Origin of the sequence: Caldanaerobacter subterraneus (assembly GCF_004345675.1) — a bacterium.
In the GTDB taxonomy this organism is placed as follows: Bacteria; Bacillota; Thermoanaerobacteria; order Thermoanaerobacterales; family Thermoanaerobacteraceae; genus Thermoanaerobacter; species Thermoanaerobacter subterraneus.
Window position 1 is genome coordinate 104,381 of sequence record NZ_SLWU01000001.1, and the last position, 13,756, is coordinate 118,136.

At 37.8% G+C, this 13,756-nt stretch carries 13 protein-coding genes; all 13 read left to right on the top strand.

The window, feature by feature from the left end; translation table 11 throughout:
- Nucleotides 1–10 precede the first annotated feature (10 nt).
- The 13 genes from EV203_RS00535 to pfkB all read left to right on the top strand — a co-directional run bounded on the left by EV203_RS00535 (nt 11) and on the right by pfkB (nt 13,756).
- On the top strand, nt 11–1,138 hold the full coding sequence (locus tag EV203_RS00535) for a M20 family metallopeptidase (protein ID WP_132038838.1): 1,128 nt from the start codon (nt 11–13) through the stop codon (nt 1,136–1,138).
- Nucleotides 1,139–1,870 (top strand): sugar isomerase domain-containing protein, encoded by a 732-nt coding sequence (locus EV203_RS00540; RefSeq protein WP_132038839.1) that lies wholly within the window; start codon nt 1,139–1,141, stop codon nt 1,868–1,870.
- A gap of 31 nt (nt 1,871–1,901) precedes the next feature.
- Nucleotides 1,902–4,127, top strand: coding sequence for a BPL-N domain-containing protein (locus EV203_RS00545; protein ID WP_132038840.1), 2,226 nt, complete (start codon nt 1,902–1,904; stop codon nt 4,125–4,127).
- Nucleotides 4,128–4,231: 104 nt separating this feature from the next.
- On the top strand, nt 4,232–5,830 hold the full coding sequence (locus EV203_RS00550; protein WP_341765399.1) for a glycoside hydrolase family 3 protein: 1,599 nt from the start codon (nt 4,232–4,234) through the stop codon (nt 5,828–5,830).
- A 39-nt stretch (nt 5,831–5,869) separates the two neighbouring features.
- Nucleotides 5,870–7,003: a GNAT family N-acetyltransferase gene (locus tag EV203_RS00555; RefSeq protein ID WP_132038841.1), complete on the top strand. Its 1,134-nt coding sequence runs from the start codon at nt 5,870–5,872 to the stop codon at nt 7,001–7,003.
- Between the two features lie 93 nt (nt 7,004–7,096).
- Complete coding sequence (locus EV203_RS00560; protein WP_132038842.1) at nt 7,097–7,471, top strand: Lin0368 family putative glycerol transporter subunit; 375 nt, start codon at nt 7,097–7,099, stop codon at nt 7,469–7,471.
- Entirely contained in the window at nt 7,468–7,800 is a 333-nt protein-coding gene (locus EV203_RS00565; protein WP_132038843.1) for a Lin0368 family putative glycerol transporter subunit, read from the top strand. The genes EV203_RS00560 and EV203_RS00565 overlap by 4 nt, the downstream gene beginning before the upstream one ends.
- A gap of 617 nt (nt 7,801–8,417) precedes the next feature.
- Nucleotides 8,418–9,407 (top strand): N-acetylglucosamine kinase, encoded by a 990-nt coding sequence (locus tag EV203_RS00570; RefSeq protein WP_132038844.1) that lies wholly within the window; start codon nt 8,418–8,420, stop codon nt 9,405–9,407.
- A gap of 54 nt (nt 9,408–9,461) precedes the next feature.
- Nucleotides 9,462–9,944 (top strand): PTS sugar transporter subunit IIB, encoded by a 483-nt coding sequence (locus tag EV203_RS00575; RefSeq protein ID WP_132038845.1) that lies wholly within the window; start codon nt 9,462–9,464, stop codon nt 9,942–9,944.
- Between the two features lie 3 nt (nt 9,945–9,947).
- Nucleotides 9,948–11,480 carry a PTS system mannose/fructose/sorbose family transporter subunit IID gene (locus tag EV203_RS00580; RefSeq protein WP_132038846.1) on the top strand — a complete coding sequence of 511 codons (1,533 nt, stop codon included), beginning with the start codon at nt 9,948–9,950 and terminating at the stop codon, nt 11,478–11,480.
- Nucleotides 11,481–11,511: 31 nt separating this feature from the next.
- Nucleotides 11,512–11,937 carry a PTS sugar transporter subunit IIA gene (locus EV203_RS00585; RefSeq protein ID WP_132038847.1) on the top strand — a complete coding sequence of 142 codons (426 nt, stop codon included), beginning with the start codon at nt 11,512–11,514 and terminating at the stop codon, nt 11,935–11,937.
- A 38-nt stretch (nt 11,938–11,975) separates the two neighbouring features.
- Nucleotides 11,976–12,830 (top strand): class II fructose-1,6-bisphosphate aldolase, encoded by an 855-nt coding sequence (fba, locus tag EV203_RS00590; RefSeq protein ID WP_132038848.1) that lies wholly within the window; start codon nt 11,976–11,978, stop codon nt 12,828–12,830.
- Nucleotides 12,827–13,756 carry a 1-phosphofructokinase gene (gene pfkB / locus EV203_RS00595; protein ID WP_132038849.1) on the top strand — a complete coding sequence of 310 codons (930 nt, stop codon included), beginning with the start codon at nt 12,827–12,829 and terminating at the stop codon, nt 13,754–13,756. Before fba ends, pfkB begins: the two co-directional genes overlap by 4 nt.

Consider the following 13,756-nt stretch of genomic DNA (forward strand, 5'->3'; position numbering starts at 1 on the left):
GTGGTGAAAAATGAAATACTTTCAGCTGGAAGAAGCATTGAAGTTGTTAGAAGAATTTAGCAGAATAGAGAGTCCAAGTAGAGAAAAAAAGTATACTGATAGATTTGTAGATCGGTTGGAAATAGAATTTTATAATCTGGGAATGAATGTAAAGCGAATAAAACAGCAAGATGTTGGGGATTTTTTAGAATGTTCTATAGGAGAAGGAAAGAAAAAGATTCTTCTTTTGGGGCATATTGATACAGTCTTTCCTTCAGGTACTTTTTCAAAAAGGCCCTTCAGGGTAAAAGATGGCATGGCTTTCGGGCCTGGAGTACTTGATATGAAGGGGGGAATTGTGGTTCTTCTGTATACCCTTAAAGAAGTTATTGATGACCTTCCAGATGGAGTAAAACTTGTGGCCTTTTTAAACAGCGACGAAGAAATTGGTTCGATTTACAGCAAAGATTACATTATGGACCTTTCAAAGGAGGCCGTGGCGTGTCTCTCATTTGAACCTGCCAAACCCGGGACTCTTACAGTAGAAAGAAAGGGAATTTTTAGCTTTGAAATGTTTGTAAAAGGAATTCCAGCCCATTCGGGAGTAAACTATGAAAAGGGAAAAAGTGCGATAGAAGAAATATCTCGCAAAATATGTACTCTTTACGATGAAGTGAGAGACTTAGAAAAAGGTATAAGTGTGAACGTGGGATATGTGCAGGGAGGAGACAAAATAAATATAGTTGCAGAAGAAGCAAGGGCCCAAGTGGAAGTAAGGTATTTTCAAAGAGAACATGAAAGGGAGATAAAAGAGAAAATTGAGAAAATAACTGCTACTTCTTTTGTTGAAGGAACAAGCACAAATATTGTCATACTTTCAGAAAGGCCTCCTTTAATTGCCAATGAGGGATGTAGGAAGTTATTTGAAATTGCTAAAGAAGAAGCTCAAAAATTGGGAAGAGAAATTATTGGAAGAAAAACTGGTGGAGGGGGGGATGCCTCTTTTGCGGCAGTATGGGGTATACCGGTGCTAGATGGACTTGGACCAGAGGGGGAAGATTCTCATACAGATGCAGAATTTGTTTTGGTGGATAGCCTCCCATTTAAAGTAGCTCTGGCTGCCAGAATTATACTAAGGATAGCGGAAGGAGGGTTCTAGGTGAATACCCGATATATAGAGAGTATCAGAAAATTAATAGATGAGATTGAAAAGACGCAGTGGCAGGTAATAGAACAGGTTTCCCAAGTATGTGCACAGGCAATAAAAAACGACAAACTTCTTTATTTCTTTGGGACTGGACATTCACATATGATGTGCGAAGAGCCTTTTTACAGGGCTGGTGGCCTTGCATGTGTATATCCAATATTGGAACCTTCTCTTATGCTCCACGAGGGAGGATATAAAAGCACCTTGATGGAGAGAGTAGAAGGGATAGGGAAGATACTTCTGGAAAACAGTGGGCCAAGTGAAGGAGATGTACTATTTTTGATTTCAAATTCCGGTAGAAATTCTGCAGTAATAGAAATGGCTATCGAGGCAAAAGAAAAGGGAATTATCACTGTAGCCATTACATCTCTAAAACATTCAAAGACCTTCTCTTCCAGGCACAGAAGTGGCAAAAACCTCTATGAACTTACGGATTATGTAATAGATAATTGTGGAATTCCTGGAGATGCAATAGTGGAATACGAAGGCTTTTCTCAGAAGGTAGGACCTACTTCTTCTATTGCTGGAATTCTTATAATAAACACTATAATAACCAACGTAGTGGAGAAATTATTGTCCTGGGGTATAACACCTCCAGTATTCATAAGTGCCAATACGGACGAAGGTGAAAAGTTTAACCAACACCTTCTTGAAAAGTACAGGCTTCGAATAAAGGTTTTGTGAAAGATTAAAAGCGTTGAGGGGGGGGTATATTATGAAATGGTGTAAAAAGGTTGTAAGCTTAATTATTTCGGTATGTATGGTGATGACTTTCATCAGTCTGAAAGAAAGCAGTGCCATTGCCAAAGAAAAAGAGGGGAGAGAAGAAGTGAGAGTAGCAGTATTAGAAGCGAAGGAAGCTACAACTCCAAAAAGTGTAGAACAAGTCATTCACGTGTTAAAGGAATATGGAATAAAAGCTGAAAAAATTTCACCAAAGGAGGTTGCAAAGGACAAACTAGAGAAATTCGATGTAATTGTCATACCTGGAGGAAGGTCTCTCAATCAGGCAGAAGCCCTGGGAGAGAAGGGTCGGGAAGCTATTAAGGAATTTGTTAAAAGAAGAGGAGGATACATCGGAATTTGTGCAGGGACATATCTCGCTACCAAGGGCGAGGGTAAATATGATTCCTATCTTGGAATTGTGAATGCTCAAGTCGTTGATATTGAACACTGGAACAGGGGATGTGGTGACGTCCAAATTAAGGTAAAATCGCTGGAGCATCCTGTGATTTCTGGTTATTATGGAACTCTCACCGTCCACTATAAAAACGGACCTATTTTGAAAAAAATTGATGTACCAGGTATGCCATCTTACGTAGAATTGGCTTCCTACATCAGCGATATTCATGACAACGGACCGGAAGGAATTACGCCTAACACTCTGGCTTTAATTGCTTCAGAATATGGTGAAGGAAGAATAGTACTTTTCAGCTTTCATCCCGAATATACTGCGGGGCTGGGAAAAATGCTTATGCAAGCGGTATTGTGGTGTGCAAAAACTTCTCCCGAAGAGTATCCTCTCAAGTTAAAGAAAAGCCATGATGTGAAAGTCAAAGGGGCATGGCTGTGGGGAAGCACAGTGTACAATTTGGGAGTAGATGGAGCGAAGATAATAACAGATCAGATGAAAGAATATGGTTTTACCGATATATTTCTTCTTGTAAAAGGGACGGCAGGGAGAGTTGATTATAATAGCAGAATAGCTTTGGGACTAGCTCATCCCGATAGGGATATATTAAAAGAAGTAGTAGAGGAAGCACACAAAAAGGGAATAAGAGTTCATGCCTGGTTTGTTGTGAACTCTGATAAACAGTGGGCAACGCTTCATCCCGAAGATAGGATGGTACACATCAAGAAAGGGCCCGATGATAGTAGGATATCTCCATTATCTATAAATTACAGGGAATATGTAAAGAATCTTGTAAAAGAAGTCTTGGAAAACTATAAGGTCGATGGAATTCACCTGGATTATATAAGATATCCACACGTGGTATTTGGATTTAATGAGAATTATGAGGTTACAGAAGCAGTAAAAATAGGAATAGATATGAATAAAATAAAATCTTTGATAGATCGCACTTTCTATACGGATAAAGATGGCAAATCTATATTTGAAGCGTATGATAGAGGAGATAAAGATGTTGTTGGATGGATAGAAATGAGGAAAAACGCCGTAAAATCTTTTGCAGAGGAAATAAAGGAAGTAGTGAAGTCCTACAGTCGAAAAGTGAAATTTTCTGCTGCATTGATGCCAGAAGGAGCATATGATTCTAACTTCTTAACAGCCCAGAATGATTCTAGAACCTTTGCATTAGTGCATTATGGACAGGATTATAAAGATGCTTCTTCCATTTATGACTTTGCGGTGCCTATGCTTTATTGGGGGGACTATGGCAAATCACCCCAATGGACTGCAGTACTTTATAACAATGCAGTAGAAATGTTTGATAATAATAAGAGAGTATATGCTGGATTACAGGCATACAGTCCTGTTAAAACTTATGACCTTTGTGATGCAGTAAATTATATAAGACAAAGTGAAAGCGAAGGAATAGTTTTCTTCAGGTTTGGGACTTTTGGCTTAAGTAAAACTGCAGTGAAAGAGGCGAAAGATGGCGAAAAAGTGATGACCGTGATTATGACAAATCCTTTAAACCAGGATAATTCACCGAATGTCGACATTACGAAGGTTGAAATAGAGCTTAAAGGAAACTATGTAGCAAAGGAGATCGTGGAAACAAGTTCAGAAATCTCTGCCAAAATTTCTGAGAGTGGAAAAGTAGTTATAATAACAGGTAATCCTTGTATACCACAGAATGGAACATTGAAAATTGCCATATCAGTTCGAGGGGAAGAACCCAAGGATGTAGAACCTGCCCAGGTTAGATTTTACGTAACAGACAAGTACTATGAAGTAAGAGTCTACAACCAATACTAAGAGATTGATGGGGAGCACCTTTGTGGCTTTAGACACAAAGGTCTCCCTTGGCTTGTGCTTTTTAATGGGGTTTTACTTTATGGACTCATAGGGAGGGAGTAAAAGTGGAAATAAATAAGATGAGTTTGGATGAGAAAATAGGTCAAATGATTATGGCAGGTTTCCCTTCTAATTATTATGATGAGCACATTGACGTACTTGTAAGCAAGTACAAGGTAGGAAATTTTGTATTGTTTACAAGAAATATAGGTTCTGTAGAAGAGATTGTCAGTCTTACCGAGACCATTCAAAAAAAGGTCCTTGAACAATCAGGTATACCTGCTATTATAGGAGCAGATCAAGAAGGAGGGATGGTCAGCCAAGTTAGGGAAGAGGCTGTATTTTTTCCAGGGAATATGGCAGTATCCGCTGCAAATATAGAAGGAAGCACATTGAAAGAAGGAGAGATAGTAGGAGAAGGTCTCAAAGCCTTGGGTATAAATCTTAATATAGCACCTGTACTGGATGTGAATAACAATCCTAAAAACCCCATAATTGGCGTGAGGTCATATGGGGATGACCCTGAGAGAGTAGCTAGACTAGGGATTGATTTTATAAAAGGCATGCAAAGCAAAGGAGTAATTGCTACAGCAAAACACTTTCCAGGTCACGGAGATACGTCGGTAGACAGCCATCTTGATATGCCTGTTGTCCCTTATGACAGAGAGAGGCTTGAAAGAATGGAGTTTTATCCTTTCAGAAAAGCAGTGGAAGTTGGTGTGGATGCAATTATGACAGCTCATATATATTTTCCGGCAATGGATACTGAAAAAATTCCTGCTACCTTATCTTACAACATCCTCACAAAGCTTTTGAGAGAGGATATGTGTTTTGAGGGGATTACCATAACTGATTGTATAGAGATGAATGCAATTTCAAAGAAATTCGGTTCGGAAAAAGGAGCAGTCAAGGCGATAAATGCTGGTGCTGATATGGTAGTTATATCCCATCATCTGGATGTACAGATAAGGTGCATAGAGGCTATAAAGGAAGCTGTTCTAAACGGAGAAATTCCTGAGGAAAGGATAAATGAATCAGTAGAGAGGATATTGAGGATAAAGAAAAAGTATGGATTCTTTGAAAATCCTTATCCTGACCTGATCAGAGCAAAAGAAGTGTTAAGTTGCAAAGAGTATATAGAATTTGCTAGAGAACTCAGTGAAAAAAGTATTACCCTCATAAAAGATGAAAAAGGGCTGATACCTCTTGGTGATGCTAAAGATATGAGAATTGTCTTCATTTCTCCAGAGCCGAAAATGTTTATGGGAGGGATATGGGAGGCTGTCAGAAGGAAGTATACTCTATCAGAAGTTTTGAAGGAGGAGTTTGGAGGAAAATCAATAGTGATTTCCTTCAATCCGGAGGAGAATGAGCTAGAAAAAGTGGTTGAGGAGTGTAGAGAGAGTGACAAAATAGTAATAGGAGTTTCCGCGCTGAATTTAAACCCGGGGCAAGTAGAGCTTGTGCGCAGGTTATCTTGCTTGGGAAAAGATATAATAACGATTTTACTTGGAAATCCATATGATTTTCTTCTGATAAAGGAATATGTTTCTACCTGCATTTGTGCTTATGAACATACTCCTTTATCGGTGAAAAGTGTTAGAAAAGTTTTAAAAGGAGAAATAAAATGTGAAGGAGTTTTGCCTGTAAAGATAGAAATATAAATAAAACTATCGTTATTGAATAAGGAGGTAAAAAATGTAATGGAAGGTCCAAGAGCTTGTAGAAAAGAGGAATTTAAAGAAGCATTAGATCTTATTAACCACGTATTTCGCATTACTCAGGGTCACGAGCCTACGATGGGGCAGGAGTTTCCTCTACTTCTCAGCGAAGATAATCTGGAAAACATGAGGGTAATTGCAGAGGATGGGAAAATAGTATCTATTGTAAATTTCTACATCACCACGATTCTAATAGAAGGAACTCCTATAAAAGCTGCTTCAGTAGGAGCAGTTTGTACTCATGAGGACTACAGAGGAAAGGGATATTCTTCCCTGTTACTGGATGATGCAGAAAAAGAGATGAAGAAAAAGGGAGTAGATGTTGTGCTTGTCTCTGGAGATAGAAGCCTGTACTTGAGAAGGGGGTATTGTAAAGCTGGATGGGCAATCCGATTTGATGTATACCCTGAAGAATTGGGAGAGGATATTGAGCTTGTGGAATTTGAAGATAAGTATTTGATTGAAATGGCGAAAATGTACAATAAACAAACTACTAGATATTATAGAAGCTTGTTTGAATTCAAAAACCTTCTAAAAGGTGCAACTACACCATGGGGAAATTTCACTTACAAGACTTATCTTGTAAAGAGAGGAGATGTTTTAAAAGGATATGTAGTTCTTCGTATAATTCACGAAAACCCTGAAAGAGGATATGTAGTTGAATACGGGGGCGACGAGAGGACTGTGCTTAAGAGTTTAAAAAAGATGGCAGTAGTACATTCTCTGACCCATATTCGAGTACCCTGTACTTTTAATGAAAAAATGGTAGAAGTCATAAAAGAAGAAAATATTCCTTTTGAAGAAATTAATCTTCTAGGAACAGTTAAAGTTTTGAATTTCAAACAACTAATGGAAAAACTAGTTCCATACTTTTCTCAGTATGTAGAAAAAGAAATTATAAAAAATTTGAAATTTGTCGAGGATGAGGGTAAATATACTATAGAATTCAATGGAGAAACTCTGACATTGGATGGGGTAGAGAAACTTACAAAATTAGTTTTTGGAGACAAAGGATTTGGAATAGCCCTTGATGGAGTAGGACCTCGCCTAAAAGAATTTTTCTCAAGAGTGTTTCCATTGCCTTTTGTATGGCCTGGAAATCTCAATTTCCAGTGAGGTAGAGTTGGTGAAGGATATATAATATATTATATTACTTAACTGTACTGTAGTATGGAACGTATAAGAAGAAGGAGATGAGAAAAAATGCTCATGAAAATACTGAGAACATTCCTTGGATGTTTTTTGACAGGGTTAATAGTTCAAAGTGCATGGGTAGCGCTGGTAGAGGCCTACGGGCTTATAGGGGGATGGTTTGCGGCCTTCATCATAATAAGTCCTATGTGGTTTCTAAATCATTACCTGGGGTTGATTGAAAATGAAAAGGATGGAGCATGGATTGATATGGCAATAGGCATTGCTGTGGCGGGGCTGGTGAGAGATCTATTTAAGGTTCATTCTTTCAGCTTTGCTTTCAAAGTCTTGCCAGTTTTGCTTGCAGTCATCGCAGGAGGAATTGTAGGAGGCTATCTCGCGGTGTTTGTAAAACAAGGGATGGCAAAAGAAACGGAGGAGGAGAAGGTATGAAGTATGAATGCATCATCACTGCATTTGTAGCGGGATTTATCTTTCCTTTTCTTATAGAATTATTGTGGCATGAGATGGTAAGATTGTGGGGACCGATGGGGGGATGGATTGGTGCAGGGTTCATTGTGGGAACAGTATGGATAGTGAATCATGGTCTGAACTTGATACCCCAAATGGGGCCATGGGTTGATATGACATGGGGACTATGCGCAGGCCTTTTTACTGCTTCAATAGTGCGTGGTGGGAAATTCAAAAAAGCTCTTCCTCATTTGGTGGGAGGGATTTTAGGAGGAATAGTGGCAGGGTATATTTTGTCATTGTTTGTTTAAAAAATGTACAAAGAAGGCGGGTGCTAAACTTTCCAAAGCGCCTGCTTTTCAGTTGTTTTTAGTGCAATTTTTGAGGGGAAAATATAAGAAAATAAAATTATTGCAACCAAAAATTCATAGATATGCCTTAACCGAACAGGCATAGGAAATTGCCAATAAGTCCATGTTTAGCTCTTTTCATGCTAAACAATGAAGGAGTACCTGCAAATTATGAAGCAGATATGGAAGCTTTAATTACTCTTTGTTTTTTACATTATATAGGGTGGTAGACCTGGTTTTCAGGCAGACTAGTATTGAGGTTGTGAATAAGCTTTATCTTGACCTTTTTATATTATAACAAGTGTAACTCCTAAGAAGTGAGTGATGTTATTATTTGAGCCTGCTGCTTAGAGTATCTTTTAACACATTTAACCTAGTGTCATAGACACATAGAAATTCTTATCCTGTTTTTATCAGTGTCATAGTCTGCAATCTTTAAATAGGCTGTAAAGAGGAGGAATAATCTAGTTATAAGGGAGATAAAGAATTTTATTACACTGTTTGGCACATTTTTTGTTATAAGATAATGAGTAGAAATGTCGATTTTTAATGTAACTTGAGATAGGGGAGTTGAAAGGATGTTTTTCTTGGGAGTAGATGGAGGAGGAACGAAAACAAAATTTGCACTCATTGATGATCAATTGGAAATTTATAGTACTTTTGAAACGACCACATCCCACATAGCACAGGTAGGGATAGAAGGGGTTGTAAGGGTTCTTCAAGAGGGATTGAAGTCAGTACTTTTTGAAGAAGGGATATGCAAAGAAGAAATAAAATATGCAGTTTTGGGAATGCCGGGCTACACCGAAGTTAAGACTAACGACACCCAAATTGAGAGGGCTGTAAAAGAAGTATTTGGATTTACAAATTATCATATCGTAAACGATGCGGAAGCGGGATGGGCAGGAGCACTTGCCTGTCAGCCAGGTATTAATATAGTAGCAGGTACGGGTTCTATTGCGTTTGGAGTGGATGAAGAAGGTCGCAGGGAAAGGATTGGGGGATGGGGAGAATTTATAGGAGATGAAGGGAGCGCGTATTGGATTGCGAAGAAAACACTGGAAGTGTACAGCAAACAGAAAGACGGAAGGTTACCAAAAACAGTGCTTGTGGATATAATTGATGAAAAATACGGGATAAAAGATAAATTTGAGATAATCGATATAATGCACAACCGATTCAAATTAAAGAGGGATAAAATAGCAGAGCTATCTTTGTACACATTTGAGGCGGCGCAGAAAGGATGCAGATATTCTGCAGAGATTTTTGAGAAGGCAGCGTATGAACTTTTTCTGCATGTAGAGGGGTTGACAAAAAAGATGAGATTTTCTAAACCAATTTTGGTTTCATATGTAGGAGGAGTATTTAAAGCAGGGGAATTAATTTTACAGCCATTGAGGACTTTTCTGGGGCAATTGGGCGATGAAATTCTATTAATTCCTCCTCGGATGGAGCCCTGTTTTGGAGCGGCATATTACGCTTATTTGAGATACAAGAATTTGAGAGCGGAAGAAAGTTTAACTGAGAAGCTATTAAAAGAAATCGCTAAATATTCAGAAAAAAATTAGTTTACAAAAGGACTTGAATATGATAAAACCTAAAGTAAAAGGAGATGAGTATTATTGGGGAACATAGTTTTGGCGCGAATAGATGATAGATTAATTCATGGGCAGGTAGCAGTGGTCTGGGCTTCGCATGTGAAAGCAGATATGATAATAGTGGTGGATGATGAAGTAGCAGGAGACCCTACTCAACAGATGCTGCTAGACCTAGCAGCGCCACAAGATGTAGAGACACTATACTTGACGGTGGATGGGACATTAGAAAAAATATCTCAAATATCTTTTAATAAAAGAGTGTTGATCATTGTTCGGGATGTGAGTATTTTACTGAAACTTGTAGAAGAGGGGTTACCAATAAAAGAAATAAACATTGGCAATATGCATTTTAAAGAAGGGAAAAGACAAATTACACCGACTGTATGGATGGATGAGAAAGATATAGAAGCTTTCAAAAAACTGGTTAGTTTAGGTATAAAATGTGAGATAAGAAGGGTACCTTCAGAAAAGGGTAGAGAGATTACCGAGTTTATTCAAGAGGTGTAAATTATGCTGATAAAATCTTTAATAATAGGTTTGTACGCAGGCCTTGCAGGAGTTGATGGGAATAATACTCAGTTCAAGATAGGGAGACCTCTTGTAGCTGGCATGATAGTGGGATTTCTTTTAGGAGATGTAAAGAAGGGTTTGACCGTCGGTACTATATTAGAAATGTTAGGATTGGGTATGGTTGGTCTTGGTGGAGTATCTCCTCCCAATATCATTGTTGCAGGAATTTTGGGGGCAGCTTTTGCGATAGAAGCAGGAATTTCAGCAAAACTTGCAGTTTGTTTGGCTATTCCTTTTGCCATGATAGTTCAATGGGGGATGTCGAGAGTTTATAAGGGTTATAGTTGGTTTGCTGATAAGATCGATAAATATACTGAGAGAGGAGAAATAAATAAAGTAGAACTTTTACATATTTCTGGCATAATCCCTTTGTTTATTTTTTATGGAGTAGTAGTGTTTTTTTCTTTTTATCTTGGTATAAATATAATAGAAAAATGGATAAAATTACTACCACAGTTCTTAGTAGAAGGTCTTGAAATGGCCGGAGGTTTAATGCCAGCAGTGGGTTTTGCACTACTTTTAAAGGCTATGTTGAAAAGAAAATATATTTTCTTGGTATTATTGGGATTTGCTTTTGTGGCATTTTTTAGATTTCCCTTAATAGCAGTGGTTTTAATAGTTACTGCTTTTGTGATGTACAAGTTTCTTAAAGAAAGGGGCAATAAAAGTGAGAACACAGACCGAATAATGACATTTAATCTAAACAGTAGAAAGGTTACAAAAAAGGAGTTATATAAAATTGCCTGTCGCTCACTCTTTTTGCAGGCTTCCTTCAATTACAAAAAAATGCAGGCTACTGGATGGCTTTACAGTATACTACCTGCTTTGAGAAGAATCTATAAAGAGAGGCAAAACGACTTAAAAAAAAGTTTGAAAGCTCATTTGGAAACTTTTAACAGTCATCCGTTTTTAACTCCGTTAATTCTCGGAATTATAGTTGCCATGGAAGAGAAGCATCAGAATATCGATACAATTAAAAAGGTGAAAGCAACTTTAATGAGTGCATTTGGTGGAATTGGAGATTCAGTGATATGGATGATGGTATTTCCAATATGTGCGGGATTGGGAATTTCTCTAGCAAGTCAGGGGAGTTTATGGGGGCCTGTGCTTTTTCTTGCATTGTTTAATGTTATCCATTTTACACTGGTGTTTGGAGGAATAAATTATGGTTATAAAAAGAACCTAGGTCTTCTCCCCAATTTAAGAAACTATACCAAGGTTATATCATCTGTGAGTTCTGTAGTCGGACTTGTGATAGTAGGAGCATTAATAGCGCTGTATGTAAATGTCAGTTTACCTGTAATAGTTGGATTAGTGAAAACCCGAAGTATTTATGCTGTTTTAGATAATTTTTTGGAAATCATATTTATGTTATTTGCATACTGTTTATTTAGAAAAGGATTATCTCCTAACAAAGTTATAGGTATTGCTGTATTATTTGGGATTGTGCTGAAGTATTTGAAAGTTCTCTAAGAATAGAACTTTATTTCTGGAGGTTAAAGCGATGAAACTAATTGTAACAGGGCATGGGAAATTTGCGAGCGGGTTAGCTAATGTAATAGAAGTTATAGCGGGAAAACAAGATGAATTGTTTGCTATTGAATTTGTCGGTCAGGACTTAGAAAAATACACGCAGGAAATGGAGAAAATTATAAAAGTTGCTTCTAAGGAAAAGGAAAGTGTGATAGTACTGACAGACTTGATAAGCGGTACGCCTTTCAGGATATCTTCTTTTCTCAGTGAAAAATATCCTAATGTGTATGTAGTGGCAGGGACCAATGTGCCTATGCTAATAGAGGCGGTGTTTAAGAGAAAGGATTTTAAAGACCCGGAAGAATTGGTCAGACACCTCATTGCTGTAGGAAAGAATGGAATAGAAAGCCTTGATAATTTGTTAAGACAAAAGACCAATTCAAAGGTAGTTGGCTAATTTATATTCTCTCAAAAATATTACAAGAGGTGAACAAAATGCCATTAGTTAACACAAAAAAGATGCTGGAAGATGCTAAGAAAAACAAATACGCTGTAGGAGCCTTTAACGTGCACAACCTTGAAACCTTGAAAGCGGTTGTAAAAGCTGCATATGATATGAGATCACCTTTAATTTTACAGACAACACCTGGCACAATAAAGCATGCAGGAGAAGACTATATAGCGGCAATGGCAAAAGTCGCATCAGAAAAATATGACATACCAATAGCACTACATTTAGACCACGGAAATTCCTTTGACCTCGTTGTAAAATGCATAAGGGCAGGTTACACTTCAGTAATGATTGATGGGTCAATGCTTCCCTATGAAGAAAATGTGGAACTTACAAAAAAGGTTGTAGAAGTGGCTCATGCAGCAGGTGTAACCGTGGAAGCAGAACTTGGGAGTATAGTAGGCGTTGAAGACGATATGTACGTAAAAGAAGATAAAAGTGCATTTACAGATCCCAAAATGGCAGCGGATTTTGTAGAGAAGACAGGAGTTGACTCATTAGCTATAGCAATTGGCACGGCTCATGGGATGTACAAAGGAGAAGTAAAGCTTGACTTTGAAAGGCTAAAAGAAATAGCGAGCTTAGTAGACATTCCATTGGTACTTCATGGTGCATCAGGAGTTCCTGATGAGTTGGTAAAAAAAGCTATAGCACTGGGTATATGCAAATTAAACATTGCCACAGAATTAAAAATTCCTTTTGCAAATGCAATAAAAGAAGTATTTAAAAATAACCCAGATGAGAGCGATCCGAGGAAATTCCTTGCACCTGGAGAAAAAGCGATAGAAGAAGTCGTAAAAGAAAAAATAAAACTTTTTGACTGCGGGGGAAGGGCATGATACTGACAGTTACTTTAAATCCCTCAGTTGACAGAAGTTACAGAGTGGACAATTTTCAAGTGGGCAAAATTTTCAGAGCACAGGAAGAAAACAGCGTTGCAGGTGGGAAAGGAATCAATGTAACAAAGGTTATAAAAACATTGGGAGAAGAGGTAACAGCAACAGGATTTTTAGGCGGCAAATCAGGAGAATTCATAGAAGAAGAGCTTAACAAAATAGGTGTCAAATGTAGCTTTATCAAAATAGATGGAGAAACCCGCACATGTATAGCAATTTTAGACCCTGTATCAAAAACTCAGACGGAAATCTTGGAAAAGGGACCTTATGTGTCTCAGGAGCATGTAGAAAAATTTTTAGACAATTTTAATGAACTATCAAAGAGCTGCAATATCATAACAGCCTCAGGCAGTGTACCTCGGGGTGTTTCTGAAGATATATATGTAGAACTCATAAACATTGCAAGACAAAACGGTGCTAAACTAATTTTAGATACAAGCGGTGAATACCTCTCAAAAGCTGTTAGGGCAAAACCATTCATGATCAAACCTAACAGAGAAGAAGTAGAAAAACTGCTCAATAGAAAATTAAAAGATATTGAAGAAGTCAAAAAAGCGGCTTTAGAGCTCAAACAGTTTGGAATAACTATTGTGTCAATATCTTTAGGAAGTGAAGGTTCTATCGTTGCATGTGAGGAGGGAGTATTTAGACTTATACCACCTCAAATAAAAGTAGCAAGTCCTGTGGGCTCAGGGGACTCATATGTTGCAGGTATGGCAGTAGGCATAAAAAGAGGATTTGATATTGTTGATGCTGCGATATTAGCAACTGCATGCGGCGCGGCAAATGCCATGTATTACAAGACAGGATATGTGACGATTGAAGACATAGAATATCTAAAAAATAATGTCAAAGTACAAAAACTTTAA

Bases quoted from the DNA above. Each gene is read 5' to 3' on its own strand.
- EV203_RS00535 (WP_132038838.1), top strand. From the start codon at position 11: ATGAAATACTTTCAGCTGGAAGAAGCATTGAAGTTGTTAGAAGAATTT.
- EV203_RS00545 (WP_132038840.1), top strand. From the start codon at position 1,902: ATGAAATGGTGTAAAAAGGTTGTAAGCTTAATTATTTCGGTATGTATG.
- EV203_RS00555 (WP_132038841.1), top strand. From the start codon at position 5,870: ATGGAAGGTCCAAGAGCTTGTAGAAAAGAGGAATTTAAAGAAGCATTA.
- EV203_RS00560 (WP_132038842.1), top strand. From the start codon at position 7,097: ATGAAAATACTGAGAACATTCCTTGGATGTTTTTTGACAGGGTTAATA.
- EV203_RS00565 (WP_132038843.1), top strand. From the start codon at position 7,468: ATGAAGTATGAATGCATCATCACTGCATTTGTAGCGGGATTTATCTTT.
- EV203_RS00570 (WP_132038844.1), top strand. From the start codon at position 8,418: ATGTTTTTCTTGGGAGTAGATGGAGGAGGAACGAAAACAAAATTTGCA.
- EV203_RS00580 (WP_132038846.1), top strand. From the start codon at position 9,948: ATGCTGATAAAATCTTTAATAATAGGTTTGTACGCAGGCCTTGCAGGA.
- EV203_RS00585 (WP_132038847.1), top strand. From the start codon at position 11,512: ATGAAACTAATTGTAACAGGGCATGGGAAATTTGCGAGCGGGTTAGCT.
- fba (WP_132038848.1), top strand. From the start codon at position 11,976: ATGCCATTAGTTAACACAAAAAAGATGCTGGAAGATGCTAAGAAAAAC.
- pfkB (WP_132038849.1), top strand. From the start codon at position 12,827: ATGATACTGACAGTTACTTTAAATCCCTCAGTTGACAGAAGTTACAGA.